This window comes from Polaromonas sp., assembly GCF_039930745.1.
In the GTDB taxonomy this organism is placed as follows: domain Bacteria; phylum Pseudomonadota; class Gammaproteobacteria; order Burkholderiales; family Burkholderiaceae_C; genus Polaromonas.
Genome location: NZ_JBDTTH010000058.1, coordinates 1 through 19,622, shown reverse-complemented (window position 1 = coordinate 19,622; position 19,622 = coordinate 1). Strand labels below are relative to the sequence as shown.

The 19,622-nt window shown below is 62.4% G+C and carries 20 protein-coding genes and 1 pseudogene; 10 read left to right on the top strand and 11 right to left on the bottom strand.

Going from position 1 to position 19,622, the window contains the following annotated elements; all coding sequences use genetic code 11:
* Positions 1-6: 6 nt before the first annotated feature.
* Positions 7-1,176, bottom strand: a complete 1,170-nt coding sequence (locus ABI660_RS16110) for an efflux RND transporter periplasmic adaptor subunit (RefSeq protein WP_348069896.1) — start codon at positions 1,174-1,176, stop codon at positions 7-9.
* 119 nt (positions 1,177-1,295) lie between these two features.
* Between ABI660_RS16110 and hpnC the strand changes: the two genes are divergently transcribed.
* From hpnC to hpnE, 5 genes are all read left to right on the top strand, one after another.
* The gene (hpnC, locus tag ABI660_RS16105; protein ID WP_348069894.1) at positions 1,296-2,177 is read left to right on the top strand and encodes a squalene synthase HpnC; all 882 of its coding nucleotides are present in this window, start codon (positions 1,296-1,298) and stop codon (positions 2,175-2,177) included.
* Positions 2,159-2,710, top strand: coding sequence for a DUF2867 domain-containing protein (locus ABI660_RS16100; protein WP_348069891.1), 552 nt, complete (start codon positions 2,159-2,161; stop codon positions 2,708-2,710). The genes hpnC and ABI660_RS16100 overlap by 19 nt, the downstream gene beginning before the upstream one ends.
* Positions 2,707-3,462, top strand: a complete 756-nt coding sequence (locus ABI660_RS16095; RefSeq protein ID WP_348069889.1) for a hypothetical protein — start codon at positions 2,707-2,709, stop codon at positions 3,460-3,462. Before ABI660_RS16100 ends, ABI660_RS16095 begins: the two co-directional genes overlap by 4 nt.
* Positions 3,463-3,501: 39 nt before the next feature.
* A complete protein-coding gene (gene hpnD / locus ABI660_RS16090) occupies positions 3,502-4,344 on the top strand; it encodes a presqualene diphosphate synthase HpnD (protein WP_348069887.1) in 843 nt (280 codons plus the stop codon).
* Between the two features lie 172 nt (positions 4,345-4,516).
* Entirely contained in the window at positions 4,517-5,794 is a 1,278-nt protein-coding gene (gene hpnE, locus ABI660_RS16085; protein ID WP_348069884.1) for a hydroxysqualene dehydroxylase HpnE, read from the top strand.
* Positions 5,795-5,839: 45 nt separating this feature from the next.
* Here the strand turns inward: hpnE and ABI660_RS16080 are convergent, their stop codons facing one another.
* Both ABI660_RS16080 and ABI660_RS16075 read right to left on the bottom strand, forming a co-directional pair.
* A complete protein-coding gene (locus ABI660_RS16080) occupies positions 5,840-6,496 on the bottom strand; it encodes a glutathione S-transferase family protein (RefSeq protein ID WP_348069881.1) in 657 nt (218 codons plus the stop codon).
* A complete protein-coding gene (locus ABI660_RS16075) occupies positions 6,493-7,206 on the bottom strand; it encodes an HAD family hydrolase (protein WP_348069910.1) in 714 nt (237 codons plus the stop codon). Before ABI660_RS16075 ends, ABI660_RS16080 begins: the two co-directional genes overlap by 4 nt.
* 19 nt (positions 7,207-7,225) lie before the next feature.
* On the opposite strand from ABI660_RS16075, the gene hemH reads away from it, so the two are divergent.
* Positions 7,226-8,329 carry a ferrochelatase gene (gene hemH, locus ABI660_RS16070; protein WP_348069879.1) on the top strand — a complete coding sequence of 368 codons (1,104 nt, stop codon included), beginning with the start codon at positions 7,226-7,228 and terminating at the stop codon, positions 8,327-8,329.
* 53 nt (positions 8,330-8,382) lie between these two features.
* Here hemH and ABI660_RS16065 read toward each other — a convergent pair whose 3' ends face one another.
* Together ABI660_RS16065 and ABI660_RS16060 are read right to left on the bottom strand one after the other, a co-directional pair.
* Positions 8,383-9,165 carry a DUF4189 domain-containing protein gene (locus ABI660_RS16065; protein ID WP_348069877.1) on the bottom strand — a complete coding sequence of 261 codons (783 nt, stop codon included), beginning with the start codon at positions 9,163-9,165 and terminating at the stop codon, positions 8,383-8,385.
* A 129-nt stretch (positions 9,166-9,294) separates the two neighbouring features.
* Positions 9,295-11,307 carry a tetratricopeptide repeat protein gene (locus ABI660_RS16060; RefSeq protein WP_348069875.1) on the bottom strand — a complete coding sequence of 671 codons (2,013 nt, stop codon included), beginning with the start codon at positions 11,305-11,307 and terminating at the stop codon, positions 9,295-9,297.
* Between the two features lie 171 nt (positions 11,308-11,478).
* Between ABI660_RS16060 and ABI660_RS16055 the strand changes: the two genes are divergently transcribed.
* The 4 genes from ABI660_RS16055 to ABI660_RS16040 all read left to right on the top strand — a co-directional run bounded on the left by ABI660_RS16055 (position 11,479) and on the right by ABI660_RS16040 (position 14,599).
* Complete coding sequence (locus ABI660_RS16055; protein ID WP_348069872.1) at positions 11,479-12,174, top strand: ProQ/FINO family protein; 696 nt, start codon at positions 11,479-11,481, stop codon at positions 12,172-12,174.
* Positions 12,175-12,185: 11 nt separating this feature from the next.
* Positions 12,186-12,428 (top strand): hypothetical protein, encoded by a 243-nt coding sequence (locus ABI660_RS16050; protein WP_348069870.1) that lies wholly within the window; start codon positions 12,186-12,188, stop codon positions 12,426-12,428.
* Between the two features lie 357 nt (positions 12,429-12,785).
* Positions 12,786-13,616 (top strand): hypothetical protein, encoded by an 831-nt coding sequence (locus tag ABI660_RS16045; protein ID WP_348069867.1) that lies wholly within the window; start codon positions 12,786-12,788, stop codon positions 13,614-13,616.
* 551 nt (positions 13,617-14,167) lie between these two features.
* Positions 14,168-14,599 carry a GNAT family N-acetyltransferase gene (locus tag ABI660_RS16040; RefSeq protein WP_348069865.1) on the top strand — a complete coding sequence of 144 codons (432 nt, stop codon included), beginning with the start codon at positions 14,168-14,170 and terminating at the stop codon, positions 14,597-14,599.
* Positions 14,600-14,697: 98 nt separating this feature from the next.
* Here ABI660_RS16040 and ABI660_RS16035 read toward each other — a convergent pair whose 3' ends face one another.
* From ABI660_RS16035 to ABI660_RS16010, 6 genes and pseudogenes are all read right to left on the bottom strand, one after another.
* Positions 14,698-15,588, bottom strand: coding sequence for an alpha/beta hydrolase (locus ABI660_RS16035; protein WP_348069862.1), 891 nt, complete (start codon positions 15,586-15,588; stop codon positions 14,698-14,700).
* 34 nt (positions 15,589-15,622) lie between these two features.
* Complete coding sequence (locus ABI660_RS16030; RefSeq protein ID WP_348069859.1) at positions 15,623-16,711, bottom strand: branched-chain amino acid ABC transporter permease; 1,089 nt, start codon at positions 16,709-16,711, stop codon at positions 15,623-15,625.
* A 10-nt stretch (positions 16,712-16,721) separates the two neighbouring features.
* On the bottom strand, positions 16,722-17,705 hold the full coding sequence (locus ABI660_RS16025) for a branched-chain amino acid ABC transporter permease (RefSeq protein WP_348069856.1): 984 nt from the start codon (positions 17,703-17,705) through the stop codon (positions 16,722-16,724).
* Positions 17,702-18,502 carry an ABC transporter ATP-binding protein gene (locus ABI660_RS16020; protein WP_348069854.1) on the bottom strand — a complete coding sequence of 267 codons (801 nt, stop codon included), beginning with the start codon at positions 18,500-18,502 and terminating at the stop codon, positions 17,702-17,704. The genes ABI660_RS16025 and ABI660_RS16020 overlap by 4 nt, the downstream gene beginning before the upstream one ends.
* Positions 18,499-19,269, bottom strand: a complete 771-nt coding sequence (locus ABI660_RS16015) for an ABC transporter ATP-binding protein (protein ID WP_348069851.1) — start codon at positions 19,267-19,269, stop codon at positions 18,499-18,501. Before ABI660_RS16015 ends, ABI660_RS16020 begins: the two co-directional genes overlap by 4 nt.
* 165 nt (positions 19,270-19,434) lie before the next feature.
* Positions 19,435-19,622 (bottom strand): annotated as a pseudogene (locus tag ABI660_RS16010) (ABC transporter permease); the annotation flags it as partial.

The following is a 19,622-nucleotide window of genomic DNA, read 5'->3' as shown; positions in this document are numbered from 1 at the left end:
CCGTCCTCACTTCGCAGCAGAGGCGGCAACCGCCGGCAAAGTGGCGGCGGCGGCATTTGCTATCGGATTGATAGCTGTCTGCGCTGGAGGCGATTGGGCTAGAGCCACTTTTGGCTGATAAATGGTAACTTTCTGGCCGGGCGAGAGCACATGCACGCCGGCGCTGACCACCAGCATGCCGGCTTGCAGGCCGGCGGCAATCACGGCTTCATTGCCATCGGCCGTAGCGATCTGAACTGTTTGCGACTTCACGGTCATGCTTGCTTTGTCGAGCACCCACACCGCGCTGCTCTTGCCTTCCTGGCGCAGGGCCGTGGTGGGCAGCTTGATCACCTGCATGCCGGTGGCGCCCAAACCTTGCGGCTGCACATAGACAGTAGCGCCCAGCACGGGCGGCTCTTTGGTGTCCAGCAAGACCTTCACGGGATAGGTGCGGGTAGCAGGGTCGGCACTGGCGGACACCTCGCGGACCTTGCCGGTCAGCTCAAGGTTCTGGGCCCAGACGCGCACCGTCACCGGCGTTCCGACCTTGATCAAGCCCACCTTGTCTTCGGGCACGGAAAACACCACATCGCGCGGGCCGTCGGCCGCAATGCGTAGCACCGGCGTGCCGGCCGAAACCACCTGCCCGGCTTCGGCCTCTACTGCGGTGACCACGCCCGAGACGTCTGCCACCAGCGCGGCGTAATTTGCCTGGTTACCCTGCACGGCCAGTTGCGACTGCGCCTGCTCCAGCTGTGCCTGGGCAGCCTTCAGGGTGGTCTCGCGGCGCTCAAGTTCGGCGCCGCTGATGAAGTTCTGTTCCCTGAGCTCCTTGTAGCGTTTGTAGTCCGCCGCTGCCAAGTCGCGGTTGGTCGAGGCCGCGGCCACCTGGGCGCGCGCAGCGTCTGCCGCCAGTTTGTAGTCCTGCGGGTCCAGCTGGGCCAGCACCTGCCCGGCCTTGACGTGCTGGCCGAGTTCGGCCTGACGCCGGATCATCTTTCCGCCCACCCTGAAACCAAGCCGCGATTCGACTTGCGCCTTGACCTCGCCGGCGAACTCATAGCCCGCGGTGAAGGAGTCCACGCCCACCGTCATCACCTTGACAGCACGCACCGGTTCTTCGGGCGGTGCAGGCTTTGAACAGGCTGCCAGCAGGACGACGCCGCTGAGAACGGCAAATGCGGTTTTATTCATGATGTATTGACTAAAGCGGTGGCAAAAAACCTGAAAACAGGCTCGGAAAGACACATTACTGACTGACCGGTTAGTAATCTAGGGTAAATCACTAGCCTTGTCAAGCGACAATCCCAGCCATGAATCCAGGCCCCCAGACCGGCGCAGCGGCAACGCTGCAGGCACCGTCCCAGCACTATGAAAACTTTCCCGTGGCGTCGCTGTTATGTCCACCGCGGCTGCGCCCGGCGGTGGCTGCCATCTACTGGTTTGCCCGCACCGCCGACGACATTGCCGATGAAGGCGACGCCCTGCCCGACCAGCGCCTGCAGGATCTGACCGCCTACCGCACCGATCTGGACGCCACGGCGGCGGGCCGCCCTGCCTCGGCGCGCTGGGCCAGAGTGTTCGGCGCCCTGCAGCCGGTGTTGCAGCAATTCCAGCTTCCGGTGCCCCTGCTGGCCGACCTGCTCAGCGCGTTTGAACAGGACGTCCTCAAGCAGCGTTACGCCAGCGAAGCCGAACTGCTGGACTACTGCAGCCGCTCCGCCAACCCGGTCGGGCGCTTGCTGCTTCACCTGTATGGCATCAAGGATGCAGCGTCGATGCAGCAAAGCGATGCCATCTGCAGCGCCCTGCAATTGATCAACTTCTGGCAAGACCTGAGCGTAGACATTCCACGGGGACGCATCTACCTGCCGCAGGAGCGGTGGGCTGCCCACGGTGTAGACGAGGGCCAGTTGCTCAGGCAGGAGGTGCTTGCCTCCACTACAAATTTGATAGCTGCTTGCGCCCGTGCAGCAAGGGCCCGCATGCTAAAAGGCGCACAACTTCCGGCCACGGTGGCCGCACAGCTTGGCGGCTTCGACGGCTGGCGCGCAGGGTTCGAACTGCGCTGCGTGATGCAGGGCGGGCTGCGCATTCTGGACAAGATGGCCGCGCTGGACTTCCGCACACTGAAGCAGCGCCCCACGCTGCACACCTGGGACGCCGTGGTGGTTTTATGGAAGGCCCTGCTCTGATGGTCCGCGCCGTTCCCATTCCCGCCGAGTGCCGGCTTGAAGCCACCCAGCACGACGCCGACTTTGCCGACGCCTACGAGGTGCTGGTGCCGGCCTCCGGCCACACCACCACCGAAATCTACCGCGCCATCACCCGGCGCACCCCGGTCTGGGTGGAGAAGCTGATGTGGTTGCGCAACCGGGTGGTTCAGCACTTCGGCCTGAAAAACCTGGGTGCCATGTCGGCCGTGCGGGAAGGCGAGGCCGTACCCGGCCAGCGCATGGGGCTGTTTGAAGTGGTCAGCAGCAGCCCGCATGAGCTGGTGCTGCAGGACGACGACAAACACCTGCTGGTACAGCTTTCCGTACTCAAGCAGGCGCATGACGATCTGCACGACAGGCTGACCCTGAGCACCGTGGTTCATGTCCACAATACCTTCGGCCGGATCTACATGTTTTTTGTCGGGCCGGCGCACAAAGTGATCGCCCCCGCCGTGATGCGCCAGGCCGTCAGGGCACTGGCAACGCCACCCAGAGAAAGCACAAGCAGATGAAAGCCTCGCGTTCACTCCCGGCTGCCGGCAACGGGCTCCGGCCTTCCCGGATTGCCTTTCAGATATTGCGAACGGGCCTGGTGCTCTTTTGCATCGCCTTTATTTTTTTCGGCGGTGTGGTTTCCGAAGGCCTCCTCTCTGCGCTGCATTGCCAGCCGCACGCTGACTACCGTGTCAGCTCCTGCCCGGCCCCCGTCAACTGGCTGGCACAAAACATTTCCCCGTTTTTGTCGGCGCAAACCATCCTCGACTACCCGTTCATTTTCCTGCACAGTTTCTGGGCCTTGATTCTGCTGTGGCTGGGGGTGATAGCCTGGGCTCGCTGGGCAGCCATGCAACCGCGAAAAGTGGCCACCGTCGCGCCGGCGGCAAGGCCTGTTGCGACATCGCCTGATCAGAGCGCCCACCACGTTTTGCGCATTAGCTTCTGGCTTTTGCTGACGGGTTTGATCGCGTTTTGCATCGCCCTTGGCACACCTTTTCTGGGCTCTTACACGGCGCGCGAAATACTTCTGCAAATGGGTTGCTCCCCGGGCACGTTTGACCCGTTCACCTCGCCCTGCACGTCCGCGCCGGGGTTCTGGACGCCACGGCTGCTGCCTTTTCTCATCCCGATTCTGGGCCAGTTCTTGTCGCCCATCTGGCTGGTCTGGAAGTTCTACGACGTGCTGATCGCCTGGCTGGCGGTGATCGGCTTGGTGGCGGCACTGCGGCGGCATGTTGCGAGCCGCATGGCGGCGGCATCTTCCTGAACAGCAGTTCGAAAACGCACACCATGGGACAATTGCCGCATGAGCCCTGAGGAATATGTCCAGCAAAAAGCCGCCGCTTCGGGCAGCAGTTTTTATTACGCTTTCCTGTTTTTACCCAAGGAGCGGCGCGCCGCCATCACTGCCTTTTACGCGTTCTGCCGCGAGATCGACGACGTTGTTGACGAGGTGACCGACCCCGGCGTGGCCCACACCAAGCTGGCCTGGTGGCAAGCTGAGGTGCTCAAGTCCTATGCCGGCTCACCCACCCACCCCGTGATGAAAGCGCTGATGCCACTGGCGCCCGGCTACCAGATCGAAGCGCGGCATCTGCAGGCAGTGATTGAAGGCTGCCAGATGGATCTGGCGCAAAACCGCTACCTCGATTTCCCCAACCTCAAGACCTATTGCCACCTGGTGGCCGGCATCGTCGGTGAAGTGGCGGCGCGCATTTTCGGCCAGACCGAAGAAGCCACCACCACGTACGCCCACAAGCTGGGACTGGCTTTCCAGATGACCAACATCATCCGCGACGTCGGTGAAGACGCGCTGCGCGGACGCATCTACCTGCCGGTCAACGAGCTGCAGCAGTTCGATGTGAAAGCGCACGAAATCCTCAAGCGCCAGTACTCCGACCGTTTCACCGCACTGATGCAGTTTCAGACGCAGCGGGCACTGGCCATGTATGACGAAGCCCTGGCCCTGCTGCCAGAAACTGACCGCCGCGCGCAAAAGCCCGGGCTGATGATGGCCAGCATTTACCGCACCCTGCTGCGTGAAATTGCGGCTGACGGCTACCAGGTGCTGCACCAGCGCGTCAGCCTGACGCCGCTGCGCAAGTTCTGGCTGGCGTGGAAAACCCAGGCCTTCGGCAAAGTCCAGTGAGCCCCCACGCTCCCCACTTCGTGAGCCTTCGGCGTGTCGCTGCCCCTTGCACGAGAAAGAGGGGCGCTGCGCCTGCGGGCCGGCAGAGCCGGACCCGCGGCCCTTGCTTGACGGGACCCCGCTTCCGCCAAGGCCTGCTCATGGCGACTGATCGGTCTCCATGGTTTCCGACGTGAGAGTTGCAGTCATCGGCGCCGGCTGGGCGGGGTGTGCAGCGGCTGTCGAAGCCACGCGGCTGGGCCAGCAAGTCACCGTCTTTGAAGCTGCGCGCATGGCCGGTGGCCGCGCGCGGCGTGTCGATGGCCAGTGGACGGATGGCACCCCGCTGCCGCTGGACAATGGCCAGCACATCATGATCGGCGCTTACAGCGCGACCCTGGAACTGATGGCCGAGCTTGGCCTCGATACACAGACCCTGCTGCACCGGATGCCGCTGACGCTGCAGTTTCCTGACGGCGCCGGTCTGCGCTTTCCCTCGCTGCCTGCACCGCTGGACGCGCTGGCCGGCATTCTTCGCGCACGCGGCTGGTCGTGGCGCGACAAGCTCTCGCTGCTGCGCGCAGCCGTGGGCTGGCAGCTCGCCGGCTTTCGCTGTGCGCCCGAGCTGTCTGTGGCCCAGCTGTGCCGCAGCCTGACCCCGGCCGTGATGGCCACCCTGATCGAGCCGCTGTGTGTTTCGGCGCTGAATACGCCGGCGCACCGCGCCAGTGCCCAGGTGTATCTGCGTGTGCTGCGCGATGCCCTGTTCGCTGAATCCGGCGGCTCCAACCTGCTGCTGCCGCGCCGCGATCTGAGCGCGCTGCTGCCCGACGCAGCGCTGGCGTGGGTGGCGCGGCACGGCGGCGAGGTCTGCCTGGGCCGCCGTGTGCTTGCCCTGGCTTCCACCGCAGCCGGATGGCTGGTGGACGGCGTCCTGTTCGACGGTGTCATCCTGGCCTGCCCGCCCGCCGAGGCTGCGCGGTTGGCTGAAACCTGCGGCCTGCCCTGCGAAACCTGGCTGGCGTCTGCCCGCGCGCTCCAGTTTGAAGCCATCACCACCGTCTATGCTTCTTCTGCAGGCGCGCGCCTGGCGCAACCCATGCTCACGCTGCGTGCCGGCGCACCAGAGGGCGAGGCGCCGGCGCAGTTTGTGTTCGACCGCGGCCAGCTTGGCGGACCAGCGGGCCTGCTCGCCTTTGTGGTCAGCGCCAGCAGCGTGGACAACGCCGCGCTGGCGCAGCGCGTGCTGGCACAGGCGGAGCGGCAACTCGGGCTCCATGCCCTGCAGGCAGTTCAAACGATTGTGGAAAAACGCGCGACCTTTGCCTGCCTGCCCGGCCTTGAGCGGCCACCCATGCAGGTACTGCCCGGGCTACTCGCCTGCGGCGACTACATCGACGGGCCTTACCCGGCCACGCTGGAAGGTGCGGTTCGTTCGGGCCTGCAGAGCGCAAGATTAGCTACCAAATAGATAGCTGCTTACGCCCGTCCCATAAGGGCTGGAGGCATTTTTTACTTAAACTTTGGGCTGTGGCGGGTTCTGGCGTTCATTCCGCGCCATCACGCGCACCTGCAGTTGCGCGGGCCGCGCCAGGCAACGCTCCAGCCAGCCGGCCAGTCGCGGGCATTGCGCCATCGCTTCAGCGCGCTGGGCCCAGGCCAGCACCGACGCCACGCAGATGTCGGCCACGGTGAAGCGTTCGCCGGCCACATAGCTGCGTGTCTGCAAATGCTGCTCCAGCACACGCAGCGCCGGGGCCAGGCGCTGCTCGGCCTTCAGTGCCAGCTCGGGCTTGCGCCTGTCTTCGGGCATGGCCACGCGGTGCATGAGGAAGGTCAGCGCGTCCTCTTCGCATTCGGTCACGGCCCAGAAACTCCAGCGCAGGATGTCGGCCTGCTCCGCATGGTTCAATGCGCCCAGCGAAGCCTGCCCTTCGCCCGGGAAACGCCCGGCCAGGTACAACGCACAGGCCATGGACTCCCAGACCAGCACGCCGTCATCGTCGATCACCGGAATATGCCCGTTGGGGTTGAGCGCCAGGAACCCCGGCGTGCGGGTTGCCCCGCCTTCGTAAGGCTGGGCAATATGCTCGTACACCAGGCCGAGCTCCTGCGCGACCCACAAAGGGCGTGAGGTGCGCGAGGCCGCGATGCCGTATATCTTCAGTGTCATGGTTGTTCTTTCTCTGCCTGCCTGAACAGATCACACAGCTCGGTCAGACTGGTCACGGTTTCGTGCGGCAATGATTCATGCGTCCACAGATGGTCGGCGCGGTTAACCCAGGCCGTCTGCATGCCCGCATTGAGCCCGCCCAGCACATCGAGGGTGGCGTCATCGCCGACATGCAGCACGTTGTGAGGGTGTACATCAGCCGCGCCTGCCGCCGCGAGGAAAATCCGCGGGTCCGGCTTGCCCACACCGAACTCCTGCGCGCTGATGGCGGCGCGGAAATAGGACCCCAACCCGAGGCGTCCCACGTCGGCATTGCCATTGGACAACGCCACCACCGGGTAACGTGCCGAGAAAAACTCCAGCGCAAGCATCACGTCGTCGAACAGCGTGACTTCGTGGCGTGCAGCGAAAAAAACTTCGAAGGCCTCATCGGCGAGCAGAGGATTTTCCTTGGAGCGGTACAAGGCCAGTCGAATGGCCTCGCGCCGGATGGCGCTGAGGTTGTGCCGGAGTTCAGGGCGGGTCCGGACCACCTGCTCGCGGATGTCGTGCCGCGCCGTGGGGTTGGCAAACAGCGCCGCAGTCATGGGCGCGTGGCGGCCCAGCCATTCGTCGAGTGCGGCTTCAGCCCGTTCTATCACGGGCCATACGGGCCAGAGGGTATCGTCAAGGTCAAGGGTTATGGCTTTGATTATTGTCAGGTCGAGCATAGGTAAGGGAGAATAACCCATGTCTTTTTCCCCCGAACCCACCTTTGTGCACGGGCAGGCACCCAGCGCCGCCAGTGGCACTGCGGTGCTGTACTGCAACCTTGGCACGCCCGAGGCGCCGACCGCTGCAGCACTGCGCCCCTACCTCGCGCAATTCCTCAGCGACCCGCGCGTGATCGAAATTCCCAAGGTGCTGTGGTGGCTGGTTTTGCACGGCATCATTCTGCGCGTGCGGCCCAAAAAATCGGCCGCCAAATACGCCAGCATCTGGACTGCGGAAGGCTCGCCGCTGAAGGTGTGGACCGCGAAACAAGCCGTGCTCCTGCGCGGCTACCTGGGCGAGCGCGACCATTTTGTCGAAGTGCGTTATGCCATGCGTTATGGTCGGCCCTCCATCGCCTCGCAGCTCAATTCACTCAAGGCCGAGGGCGTGACGCGCATCCTGGTGCTGCCCGCCTACCCGCAATACAGCGGCACCAGCACGGCCAGCGTGTTCGACGAGGTATACCGCTGGGCCGCAAAAACGCGGCGCATTCCCGAGTTTCGCTTCGTCAACAATTACCATGACCACCCGGGCTATGTCGACGCGCTGGCGGCGTGTGTGCGCGCACATTGGGCCAAAAACGGCCGCGCCGAGAAGCTGGTCATGAGTTTTCACGGCGTGCCCGAACGCACCTTGTACTTGGGCGACCCCTACCACTGCGAATGCCACAAGACCGCGCGCCTGCTGGCCACCGAGTTGCAACTAAGCAAGGAGCAATACCGCGTGACATTCCAGTCGCGCTTTGGCAAGGCCAAATGGCTGGAGCCCTACACCGAGCCCACACTGGTGGCTCTGGCCAAGGCCGGCACCAAAAAGATTGACGTGATCTGCCCGGGTTTCACCGGTGACTGCCTGGAGACACTGGAAGAAATTGCGCAGGAGGCCAAAGAAGCCTTTTTGCATGCCGGAGGGCAAAGCTTCAACTACATCCCCTGCCTGAACGACAACCCGGTGTGGCTGGCCGCCTTGAGCGACATTGCGCAGCAACATCTCTCGGGCTGGCCCACCCACACGGTGCCCGATGCGCAGGCGCTGGCCGCCTCACGTGCCGCCGCCCTGGCGCGCGGGGCCAGGCAGTAATACGCAAACAGCGGCCGCCGGGGCCCAATGCTGCGCTGCCGGCCTCAAGCGATTTAATTTCGGGTTATAACCACCGCGCCACCGGCGCCGCCGGTGTCGTTGTTTTCCCCACGCAGCACGTTGGCGCTGCTGATGCTCACGGTGTAGGTGTCGGGGTCGTACTTGCCGGAACCGAGAAGGTAGACGGGGTTGCTGCCCTGGATGATGACGGTATTTCCCCGGACGGTGATCCGCGCGTCTTGCTGGACCTTCTTGGACTGGCCCTGGTTGTTGGTGTAGGCCAGAACCATCACGCCCCGGTAAATGCCGTTGCCGGCCTTTTCATGGACTTGCAGTGTTCCGCGGTAAGGAAATCCGGCCGAACCGGCGTATTCCACACGCCAGTTGCCCTGCATCTGGAATTCCGCGCTGGCCGGCTTGTTATCCCTGGAGCCGTCATCCGACTCGGCCGAGGCCTTGGTAGCGTCGCAGCCCCATGAACGAACCTTGCAGCTCGAGCCCCCCTTGGCCCGACATTCCGACAACGCCCGCTGCTGGACGATGGCGCTCGTCGCGCCTGTTCCCCAGCCGTAGGCGTTGGAGCCTTTGGCCTGGTCCGCGGCGTAGGCCCCGCATTCGGCACGGAAGCGCAGCACGACGGCGCAGTCCGAACCGCACTCTCTCAAGGCGCGTTTTTCCGCCTGCTCGGCGTTGGGATGGTTAAAGGAGAAACCGTATTTTTCGCCCTGCAAGCTGTCAATCGCCAGCGCACCCGCCGCCATGGCCTGGCCTCCGGCCAGCAAAAGCAGCAAGGTGAAAAAAACTCTGGCCGCAACAGCCCGCATTCCACAAATCATGGTTGTTCCCTCTTGAAGATGGTTCAAATGTACAAGGTGAAAAAGAAGTTGCGCCCGTAGCGCAAGCCTTACGCAAAGAATAACGGCTCCAGCGGCTATCCGGAACCCATGAACATGGGATCGCCAGGCCTATGGAAACCGCAACTTCAGTGCGGCCTGCACCTGCATCAACACGCTGGCCCAGTCGCCCAGGGCAGGCTGCCGGAACAGCCGGGCCGAGGAATACCAGGGGCTGTCGCTCCTGTCCAGTAGCCAGCGCCAGTCCGGGCTGAAAGGCAGGAGTATCCACACGTCCTTGCCCATAGCTCCCGCCAGATGGGCCACGCTGGTGTCCACCGTGATCACCAGGTCCATCAGCGCCACCACGGCCGCGGTGTCGCTGAAGTCTTTCAACGAGTTCCCCAGCACTTCAATGCCGGATGCACTCACCAACGCTGGCGGCTCGGCCGGCCGCCATTCTTTTTGCAGACAGTAATAACCCAGCTGAGGGGTCACCAGTGCCCTCATGTCTTCGAGCGCCAGGGAGCGGCTGTGATCGTGCGGGTGCCCCGCGCTGCCGCTCCACACCAGACCCACTTTCTTTTGACGGGTATCGCCCAAGCGGGCTTGCCACGCATCAAGTTTTTCCGGGTCGCTGTGCAGGTAAGCCAAACCGGTGATCGACCCCAGGTTTACCTGGAAGGCCAGCGGCAAACTCATCAGCGGACAGTGAACATCGAAATCAGGCAACTGCTCTCCCCGACCCAACACCTGGCTCACACCCTCCAAGTCTTTGAGCAGCGGTTTCAGGGGTGGCTGGACTTCCAGGACAACCCGCGCACCCTGTGCCGCCACCTGCCGGGCATATCGGCAAAACTGGATCGTGTCGCCCAGCCCCTGCTCCGCATGCAGCAGAATGGTTTTGCCTTCGAGCTTTTCATGGCCCAGCCAGAGCGCTTGAGAGAAATTTCTCAACGAAGAACTGCCGGGCTCTCTTTTCCAGCGCCACTCGTACTTCGGCCATCCGCCGGCAAAGTCTCCCATCAGCAGCCTGCATAAGCCTTCATTCCAGTGCGCTTCCGCGTAGTCGGGCCTGATCTGCAATGCACGTTCAAAGCCCTTCAGCGCTTCGCCGGGGCGCTTCAGGTGCTGCAATACATTGCCGCGGTTGTTCAGCGCATCCGCATAGTCCGGTTTGATCTTGAGTGCCTGGTCAAAACTCGCCAGCGCTTCGTCATGACGGCTCAAGTCATGCAAGGCGTTGCCACGGCCGCTCAGTGCCTGCACATAATCCGGCTTGATCTTGAGCGCACCGTCATAACTCGCCAGCGCTTCTGCTGGGCGCTTCAGGTCCCGCAGCGCATTGCCCCGGTTGTTGAGCGCGCTGGGGTGGCGTGGATTGATGGCGAGGGCCTGGTCAAACAGGGCCACGGCAGCCTGGGGATGCCTTTGTTGCAGCGCAATCGTTGCCAGCAGTTGCAGCGCCTCGACGTGCCGCGGCTGCGACTGCAATATCTCGTGGTAAAGCACGGCCGCCTGATCCAGCCGCCCCTGCTGGTGCAGCGTCAGGGCCGCTGCCAGTTTGGCCGCCAGGCCCTGTGCTGCATCGGGCTCCTCCTTCAAGCGCTTCAGGTCCTGCAGTGCCGCACCACGGTTGCTGAGCGCATCGGCAAAGCCGGGTTTGATCGCGAGGGCCCGGTCGCAACTTTCCAGGGCTTCGGCGGAACGGTTCAGGTCCCGCAAGGCGGCCCCGCGGTTGCTGAGCGCTTCGGCGTAGTCCGGCTTGATCTTGAGCGCGCGGTCATAACTCTCCAGTGCGTCCGCAGGGCGCTTCAGGTCCCGCAGCGCGTTGCCGCGGTTGTTGAGCGCGCTGGGGTGACGCGGATTGATGGCGAGGGCCTGGTCAAACAGGGACACGGCGGCCTCTGGACTTTTTTGCTGCAGCGCAATCGTGGCCAGCAACTGCAGCGCCTCAAAGTGTTGCGGCTGCGCCTGCAATATCTCCTGGTACAGCATGGCCGCCTGATCCAGCTGCCCCTGCTGGTGCAGTGCCAGTGCTGCCGCCAGCTTGGCAGCCTGGTCCCGTGCGGCTGCGCCAGATGGCTTGTGCGGTGGCGCCGCCGGGCGCCTGGGCTGGGGAATGGAGGGCCGACCGTGTTTCATTGGAATTCGCCAGGGTTCTTCTTCAAAAAGGCTGCGGACAACCCGCGGGAGCGGGTACCCTTCCCCCGCCAATGCTTCCCAAATTATGGACGACACCGACAGGGATTCCCTGCGCTCACTGTCGGCCGGCCATTTGGTTGACAATCATGGGTTGACCCAAAGATGAACTCCATGACCATGACCCCTTCAGAAGCAGGCACTGTTGCACCCGACGAAGCCGTTCAGGCCGGCGAACCCGCGCCGGCAGAGCAAGCCTCCGGCGAATCCGCCGAGCCATCCACCGCAGCAGGCCGCACGCGTTCCGTGCAGCCCGTTCTGGAAAAGCTGTTCGAGCTCTACCCGCATCTCTTCGGCGCGAATTTCCTGCCGCTCAAGCTTGGCATTTTCCAGGAGTTGCTGGCCGCCCACCCCGAGCACTTCCAGCGCGAGAGCCTGAAGGCTGCGCTGGGCTTTCACACGCGCTCCACCCGCTACCTGCAAAGCGTGGCCGCCGGCCACAAGCGTCACGACCTGCAGGGCAACCCGGGTGATGACGTCGCCCCCGAACACGTTTACCTGACCCTGCTCGAACTGTTCCGCCGCCGCCAGGCCCGCGCCCGCGAAGACCTGCGGCCCAAATTCCGCGCGCAGCTGATGGCCGCGTTCGAGGCCAGCGGCCTGACCCGCCAGGACTACCAGGCCCGCGTGCAAACCAATGACGAGGCCGCCACCGACCTGCTGGAAGAAGCCTTCGCCGAACGCGACCAGAAACTGGCCAAACGCGAAGCGCTGCGCCGCACCTTCGAAAGCAGCGGCAAGACCGCCGACGAATTTGCCGACATGTACGGCATCGACAAACGCGAACTGGCTGCGGCGATCAAGGCCTGAGAACAGCAGCCATGGCAGCCCTGCGGCCTTTGATACTCATCAAGGTCAATGACGGTGTGTACCGCGTGCAGGGTGGCCAGAATGAGCACGTGGGCAACCTCAAGCTGATTGGGGGCCAATGGAAGTTCAAGGCGGTGGGTTGCGATGAGCGGGGTCGAGTGATCCCGGGGGGCGGGCCATTGACCCACATGCACAACACGACGTTTGCGGTGCCCGACGAATCCCTGATCAACGCCACGCTACTCAAGCCTTGAAATCCTGTCCAATAACCACGCGACCCGGCAGCAGCAAATCGACGCGTTGATCCGCGAGATCGCGGATTGAAGCAGCAAGAGCCTGTGAATGGTGGTGTTGGAGTGGTGCGCAGCTTGCGGGATGATTTGCGGCCGCGTTTCTGAGAGCGGTGTCCTCTGTTTAGGGGATGTGCCGTTCAAGTGCCCGGCCTAGAATCATGCGGTATTTGACGGCTTTTTATCGACCTGACAGGAAAGCGCCATGCGGAGAAAACTGTTTAGTGACAACTACTTGAGGGTGCATCTGATGCCGAAGTTGTACCGCAGCCGCCAAGTTATACCGCCGGTCGTGCGGCATACATTCGTTAGGCGTCTTCAATGCAGCATTTGTTAGATCTATTGGCCTCTATTCCAAACGTTGTCTGGTCGGGCCTGATTGCGTCCATCCTGACGCTTAGCGGGGTTTTTCTATCAAACCGAAGCAATACCGATCGCCTATTACTTCAGCTGAAACATGACGCTGCAGAGAAGGCCAAGGAGCGCACTGGCGCTCTACGCCGCGAGACATATCTGCGCGCGGCGGAGGAACTGGCGAAGATTAACGCACATATCTCCAGCTTGCCACAGGTAGATATTACGAAGGTGAACGCCGCGGAGGGCATGCAAGGCTTTTTCACCGCAGCAGCGCGCCTTCAACTCGTCGCTGAGCCGAAGACAGCGTTACTGGTAAACAAGCTAGCCGCGAGGTATGCTGAACTCGTCTTCACTGTCATGACCAATCTGGTGCCCGTTGCGAACGCCAAGTCAGATATAGGCATTGCCGACGACCACTACACCAAAGCTCAAGCAGAAATCACAAGGCTGCTGTCGGAAATGGCAAAGCAGAATGAAACAGGAGCGCCTAATCAAGATGTATTTCGCGCTCTGTCTCGTAGTTTCGACTACCAGAGCGCTCGGGCAGATGAGCATGCCAAGCGTCGTGGCGAGGCATGGACTCGGTTCAATTCCGCAAGCGTTTCGTTTCACCGTGCAATTTTGACGGAAATCCGAGATATCGGCGGGCAGCAGATTCAGGTTATGGTCGAGATTCGACGCGACCTCGGCCTGACCGGTGACCTGACAGAGATCGAGCAATTCATGAAAGAGCAATGGATCAAAATGGAGAGGCGATTTGACGAGCTACTCCACGCGCTCAACAAAGACGCCTAACTCAAACGTCAAGCATCATGAGCAAGCCGAGCCGGGCAGTAGCAGCGAGCATGTTCGGAGTGGGCGCGCTCGTCATAGTCGCATCCGCAGAGCTCGCATGGAGTGACGCTTCGGCATCAATCATGTTGGGATGCGTTGTGGGTGCCTTGCTGGTTTTGTTTTTCTACTACCGTGATCGAGCTGCCTGGCACAGGGCCGCAGGTGGAACGGCGATTCCCAGATGGGCGCACAGTGGGTTTCCGCCGAAATTAGTCCGGGACTCGTAAAGGGCTGGATGGGGACCGCGGCACTGATAGGCTTGATCCTCTTGCTGGCCGCCGCGCTTCTATTGGGTCTCAACCAAGTCCAAATCTTCTCCTTTGTTTCCAGTACTTTCGGTGGATTGTTTATCGCACTGGGAATCCTATGGATATGCCTACTTTCGGATGTCCGCGCAGGAAAGCAGGATGATGCATAACAATTCATCGACGCTGACCCACAACAGCACGAAGCAACTTTGTCGCGCGCATTTGTGGTTCTGTCGTTTCCAACATTGAGAGTCGACTAAAAATATGCTCCTCACCTGGACCGACCAGCTAACCAGCATCGACTGGCACGAACTCTCCGCCCTCTATGCCGCCGCACCGCTCGGCAACAAGAGCCCGGCCAGCCTGCAAACCGTCTTCACGAACAGCATGTTCCGCTGCTTCGTCAGCGAGAACAACAAACTCGTCGGCGTGGGCCGCGTGCTGGCGGATGGGGTGGACTGTGCCTATATCTGCGACATCGCGGTGCTGCCCAGCCACCAGGGCACCGGGCTGGGCAAGCAGATCGTGAGTCATCTCGTGGAGCTGTCGCGCGGCCACCGCAAGATCATTCTTTATGCGGTACCCGGCAAGGAAGGTTTCTACCGCAAACTGGGCTTCAAACGCATGACGACGGCCATGGCGATCTTCGACGATCAGGCGGGTGCGCTGGCACGCGGTTACATCAACGAGACATGACCCACGGGTGGCGGGTCAGGCTCGCCATGACAGGTCAAAAGGGCGCCGCCTTGATTTATGCATCAAATCGGACTCCAGCCCTTTATCCACGGGCACAATCAGCTATCAATTAATGAGCATACAAGGGCCGCCGCGTCAATAAATGCCGCCACCTGTTCCAGTTGTTCGGGCACATTAAGCGCCGGCGCATGGCCGCAGCCCGGGACTTCCACCACCTGCAGCCTGCCTGCCGCGCCCGGGCCGCGCGTTTGCATTCTGGTGGTGGTGTCGCGCAGCACGAGGTCGGACTCGGCACCGCGCAGACACAATACCGGAATCTCCAGTGCGTCGTAATGGTCCCAGATCAGGTAATCGGCCGGGTGGTGGGTGAACTGCTGCACCATGGCCGGGTCGTAGTGCGGCGTCAGGCGGCCATCGGGCAGGCGGCGGGCTGAGGTTTCCGCCAGGCGCCGCCACTGCGCATCGCTGAGCCAGCCATACGGCTTGTAAACCTGCCGGAAAAAGGCTTCGAGCGCGAGCATAGTGTCAAAAGTCGGTGGGTTACCTGCGTAGGACTTGATCCGCTCGACGGCCGGGTCGGCAATCTGCGGCGCCGTGTCGTTGAGCACCAGGCTCTGGATGCGGCCCTTCATGGCCGGCTCGAACAGGCCTGAAGCGCAGACGGTGCCGATGGCGCCACCCATGGAGGTGCCCACCCAGTGCGCCTTGCGGATCTTCAGTTGCTCAAACAGCTCAGCTGCAATGCGCGCGTAAAACGAAAGCTTGTACTCGTTCTGCGGGTCCGGGCTCCACTGGCTCAGGCCCCGGCCAATGGCGTCCGGGCAGATCACGCGGTAACGCGTGCTCAGGTGCGCCGCCAACTCGTCCATGTCACGCCCCGTTCGGGCCAGGCCGTGCCAGGCGATGACAGTGGCGCTGTGCTGCGCACCCCATTCGGTGTAATGGATTTCGCGCCCTGCGCAGGTCAAATATTCGGACGTGTGTTGCATGAAGCTGACCTCTTCGTGTTCAATTTGTTTTTACTCAGGCTTGCCTGGCTGCCTGAACATGCACGGCCCTGAGCCGCCCCACCACACCGGTAGGAAAGTAATACACCGATAAAACAAACAGCAAGCCCAGCCAGAGCAGCCAGCGGTCAGGTGACAGCAAGGCAGCCAGCCACGGCAGGCCGGCGGCGGCTTCGCTGGCCAAACGCAGCAAATCCTGCAGGTAGCTCTGCGCCACCAGGAACAGCGCCGCGCCTATGGCCGCGCCGTAAATCGTGCCCATGCCGCCGATCACGACGATCAGCAACACGTCGATCATGATTTCAAAGGACAGCGAAGTGTCCGGCCCGTTGTAGCGCAGCCAGAGTGCCAGCATGGCGCCGGCCACGGTGGCAAACAGCGCCGACAGCACGCTGGAGGTGGTGCGGTAGATCACCACGCGGTAGCCTATGGCCTCGGCGCGAAACTCGTTTTCACGAATGGCCTGCAATACACGCCCGAACGGCGAATTCACGATGCGCAGCAGGCTCAGCAGCGACACCACGGTGATCACAAACAGCAGGTAGTAGCAGAGCAGGCGCCCGTCGATGGATACACCGAGAAAAGGCTGCTCGAAAAACTCCATGCTGGGCGACAGCAGCTCGGGCACCTTGAAGCTCAGGCCGTCCTCGCCGCCGGTGATTTCCGACAACTGCGAGGCCAGGGTCTGGAAGGCCGAGGCCACCGCCAGCGTGATCATGGCAAAAAAAATGGCCTTGACCCGCAGCGAAAACAGCCCCACCAGCAGCGACAGCACGAAAGATAAAACCAGCGAGCACAACAGCCCCACCCCCAGCGCCTCCCAGGTTGGGCCCAGGCGGGTTGTCGCCACAGCGATGCCATACGCGCCAATGCCAAAGAACATGGTGTGCGCAAAACTGACAATGCCGGTGTAGCCCAGCAGCAGGTCAAAGCTGGCCACCAGCACGATGAACACCAGCACCTTGGCGGCAACGCTCAGGGCCTTGACGCCGGGAAACAGGAAAGGTGCAAAGGCCAGGGCCAGCAGCAGACCGACCAGGATCACAGCCAGCACGCGGCTGCTCGGGAAGTCGTTGGAGACGATGCGTGTAAGGATGTTGTTCATGGCCTCAACCTCAACGATTCGTCACGGGGTAGATGCCCTGGGGCCGCCAGAGCAGGATGGCCGCCATCAGTGCGATGTTGGAAAACAGCGCCACTTTGGGGGCCAGAAAGCCGGTGTAGTTGGCCATCAGGCCGACCAGCAAGGCACCGATCAGCGCGCCGCCGGTGGAGCCCAGACCGCCAATGATGATGACGATGAAGATCAGCACATTGACCTGCGCGCCCATCTGCGGGGTCACGCTCTGCTGGTACAGACCCCACATCACACCGCCGAGGCCGGCCAGCGCGCTGCCGACCACAAACACGCCGATGAACAGGCGCTTGATGCGGTAGCCGAGGGACTCGACCATCTCGCGGTCCTGCACGCCGGCGCGGATCAGCAGGCCGACCTTGGTGCGCACCAGCGTCCAGGCCAGGATGCCGAACACCACCAGGCCCACGCTCACAGCGATGAGGCGGTATTTTTCAATGGCCGCGTCACCGAAAAGCAGGGAGCCGCGCATGCCTTCGGGCATGGGCAGGGCGATCTGCGCCGGACCCCAGATCACCTTGATCAGCTCCTCGCCGATGATCATGCCGCCCATGGTGATGAGAATCTGTTTGAGGTGCTGGCCGTAAACCGGCCGCACGATGAAACGCTCGAACACCAGGCCAACGGCGCCCGCCACCCCCATGGCCACCAGCATGGCCGGCAGCACCGCCAGCATGTTGCGCAACATCGAATCGCTTTGTGTGTAGTCACCCATGGCGCCGAGCACGGTGGTGGCCACAAACGCACCGAGCGCGATGAACACGCCGTGGCCGAAATTGAGCACGTCCATCAGGCCGAAGACCAGCGTCAGGCCGGAGGCAATGATGAAGATGATCATGCCCATGGCCAGGCCGGCCACGGTGAGCGTGAGCCAGGTGGAGCCGGAACCGATGAAGGGAAAAATGCCCAGCGCCAGCAAAGGAACGAGGGCCAGAGGCTTCCAGTCGAAATCAAGAGTTTTCATATGGCAAGTCCCAGAAGCGATTGCTGCAGCGCTGCGTCTTCAGCGAGTTCCGCCATGGAGCCGGCGTGAACCACCACGCCGTTGTCCATCACGGCGACGGTGTCGCCCAGGCGTTTGGCAAAGTTGATGTTTTGCTCGACCAGCAAAATCGTCACGCCGCTGGCCTTGAGCTGCGCAAACGCATCGATCATGTTGTTGATGATGGCCGGCGCCAGGCCCTTGCTGGGCTCATCGACGATCAGCAGTTCACGCGGCTCGACGATGGCACGGGCAACGGCCAGCATCTGCTTTTGCCCGCCCGACAACTTGCCGGCTGGGTGGTTCCAGAATTTTTCGACCGCCGGAAACAGCGAGAAGATCCACTTCAGGCGCACCTCGTCCATCTGGCTGGCGCGTTTTGCGCTGCGCGCGGCCAGCAGCATGTTTTCCTTGACGGTGAGGTCGGAAAAGATGCCCATGCTTTCGGGCACGTAGGCGATATTGAGCTCGGCGATTTGCGGCGTGTTCAGCTTCGTGATGTCGCGCCCGCCAAAAGTCACCTTGCCCTGCGAGGCTTGCCACAAGCCCATGATGGTGCGCAAGGTGGTGGTCTTGCCGGCGCCGTTGCGGCCCAGCAGCATGGTGAGTTGCCCCTTGGGTATGGCCAGGTCCACGCCATGCAGGATGTGGTATGCGCCGATGTGGGTATGAACACCACGAAGGAGAAGCCCCCCTGCGCCGCCTTCGGCGTCACCCCCCCGGGGGGGCGCCACCTGCGGCCCGGCAAAGCCGGTTCCGCGCTGGCCCTGGTCTTTCATGCTGCCTCCTCGCTGGGGTTGATGCCGAGGTAGGCTTGCTGCACGACGGGCGAAGCAATCACCTCGGCCGGTTCGCCGTCGGCCACCAGCGTGCCGTTGTGCAGAACGATGATGCGGTCGGCCAGTTCGCGCACCACGTCCATCTTGTGCTCCACCAGCAAAATTGTCTTGGTCTTGTCCTGCTTGAGCTGGCGAATCAGGTTCAGGATGACTGGTGCCTCGTCGGTGCTCATGCCGGCCGTCGGTTCGTCGAACATGAAGACCTGCGACTCCAGCGCCATCAGCAAGGCGACTTCCAGCTTGCGCTGGTCCCCATGCGGCAGGCCGGCCACCGGCATCTGCGCCTTGCCCTGCATGGCCACGGCTTCGAGAATTTCTTCGGCGCGGTGGACCAGCGCCTTGTGGTCGCTCCAGATGCTCCACAGGTTCAGGCCGCGCCGATGCGGACCGTGACGCGTGGCCTGAACCGCCAGCCGCACGTTCTCCAGCACCGTGAGGTTGGGGAACAGGTTGGTCAGCTGAAACGCCCGGCCCAGCCCGGCATGGGTACGCGCCGAGACGCTCAGGCCCGACAGCTCCTGGCCATTGAGCGTGACGGTGCCGCTGCTCGCCTTGAGCTGACCGGAGATCAGATTGAAATAAGTCGTTTTGCCCGCGCCATTCGGGCCGACGATCGCCGTGAGCGTGCCCGGCGCAAACGCGCAGCTGACAGCGTTGACCGCCACATGGCCACCGAAACGGACCGTGAGTTCTTTGGTTTGAAGCATTTCTATTCCCGTTGAATCGGGGATCAGCGTAGCGAAGCGGCAGGAGGCCCGCAGCCTCCCTTGCTTGTCATCCCGGACCAGATCCAGGATCCATGTCAGCACACGACAGAAGCTCGGTCAGCGCGGCATAGATTGCGGGTCAGGCCCGCAATGACAGTGCGGAAATTACCGTTTATTTGTAATCGGTATGTTCATTTCTTCCGGCTTGATCTCGCGAACCAGCTCGGGCACACCCCAGGCAAATGCCGGGTCAGCCTTGATCTTGAAATGGAACATGCTCTGCATGGCCTGGTGGTCTTCCTTGCGGAAGGTCATCTTGCCCTTGGGCGTGTCAAAGCTCATGCCTTCCATGG

Bases quoted from the DNA above. Each gene is read 5' to 3' on its own strand.
- ABI660_RS16045 (WP_348069867.1), top strand. From the start codon at position 12,786: ATGCAGCATTTGTTAGATCTATTGGCCTCTATTCCAAACGTTGTCTGG.
- ABI660_RS16035 (WP_348069862.1), bottom strand. From the start codon at position 15,588: ATGCAACACACGTCCGAATATTTGACCTGCGCAGGGCGCGAAATCCAT.
- ABI660_RS16030 (WP_348069859.1), bottom strand. From the start codon at position 16,711: ATGAACAACATCCTTACACGCATCGTCTCCAACGACTTCCCGAGCAGC.
- hpnD (WP_348069887.1), top strand. From the start codon at position 3,502: ATGAGCCCTGAGGAATATGTCCAGCAAAAAGCCGCCGCTTCGGGCAGC.
- ABI660_RS16100 (WP_348069891.1), top strand. From the start codon at position 2,159: ATGGAAGGCCCTGCTCTGATGGTCCGCGCCGTTCCCATTCCCGCCGAG.
- ABI660_RS16015 (WP_348069851.1), bottom strand. From the start codon at position 19,269: ATGCTTCAAACCAAAGAACTCACGGTCCGTTTCGGTGGCCATGTGGCG.
- ABI660_RS16110 (WP_348069896.1), bottom strand. From the start codon at position 1,176: ATGAATAAAACCGCATTTGCCGTTCTCAGCGGCGTCGTCCTGCTGGCA.
- ABI660_RS16025 (WP_348069856.1), bottom strand. From the start codon at position 17,705: ATGAAAACTCTTGATTTCGACTGGAAGCCTCTGGCCCTCGTTCCTTTG.
- ABI660_RS16060 (WP_348069875.1), bottom strand. From the start codon at position 11,307: ATGAAACACGGTCGGCCCTCCATTCCCCAGCCCAGGCGCCCGGCGGCG.
- hemH (WP_348069879.1), top strand. From the start codon at position 7,226: ATGTCTTTTTCCCCCGAACCCACCTTTGTGCACGGGCAGGCACCCAGC.
- ABI660_RS16040 (WP_348069865.1), top strand. From the start codon at position 14,168: ATGCTCCTCACCTGGACCGACCAGCTAACCAGCATCGACTGGCACGAA.
- ABI660_RS16050 (WP_348069870.1), top strand. From the start codon at position 12,186: ATGGCAGCCCTGCGGCCTTTGATACTCATCAAGGTCAATGACGGTGTG.
- ABI660_RS16080 (WP_348069881.1), bottom strand. From the start codon at position 6,496: ATGACACTGAAGATATACGGCATCGCGGCCTCGCGCACCTCACGCCCT.
- ABI660_RS16065 (WP_348069877.1), bottom strand. From the start codon at position 9,165: ATGATTTGTGGAATGCGGGCTGTTGCGGCCAGAGTTTTTTTCACCTTG.
- ABI660_RS16055 (WP_348069872.1), top strand. From the start codon at position 11,479: ATGACCATGACCCCTTCAGAAGCAGGCACTGTTGCACCCGACGAAGCC.
- ABI660_RS16095 (WP_348069889.1), top strand. From the start codon at position 2,707: ATGAAAGCCTCGCGTTCACTCCCGGCTGCCGGCAACGGGCTCCGGCCT.
- ABI660_RS16075 (WP_348069910.1), bottom strand. From the start codon at position 7,206: ATGCTCGACCTGACAATAATCAAAGCCATAACCCTTGACCTTGACGAT.
- ABI660_RS16020 (WP_348069854.1), bottom strand. From the start codon at position 18,502: ATGAAAGACCAGGGCCAGCGCGGAACCGGCTTTGCCGGGCCGCAGGTG.
- hpnC (WP_348069894.1), top strand. From the start codon at position 1,296: ATGAATCCAGGCCCCCAGACCGGCGCAGCGGCAACGCTGCAGGCACCG.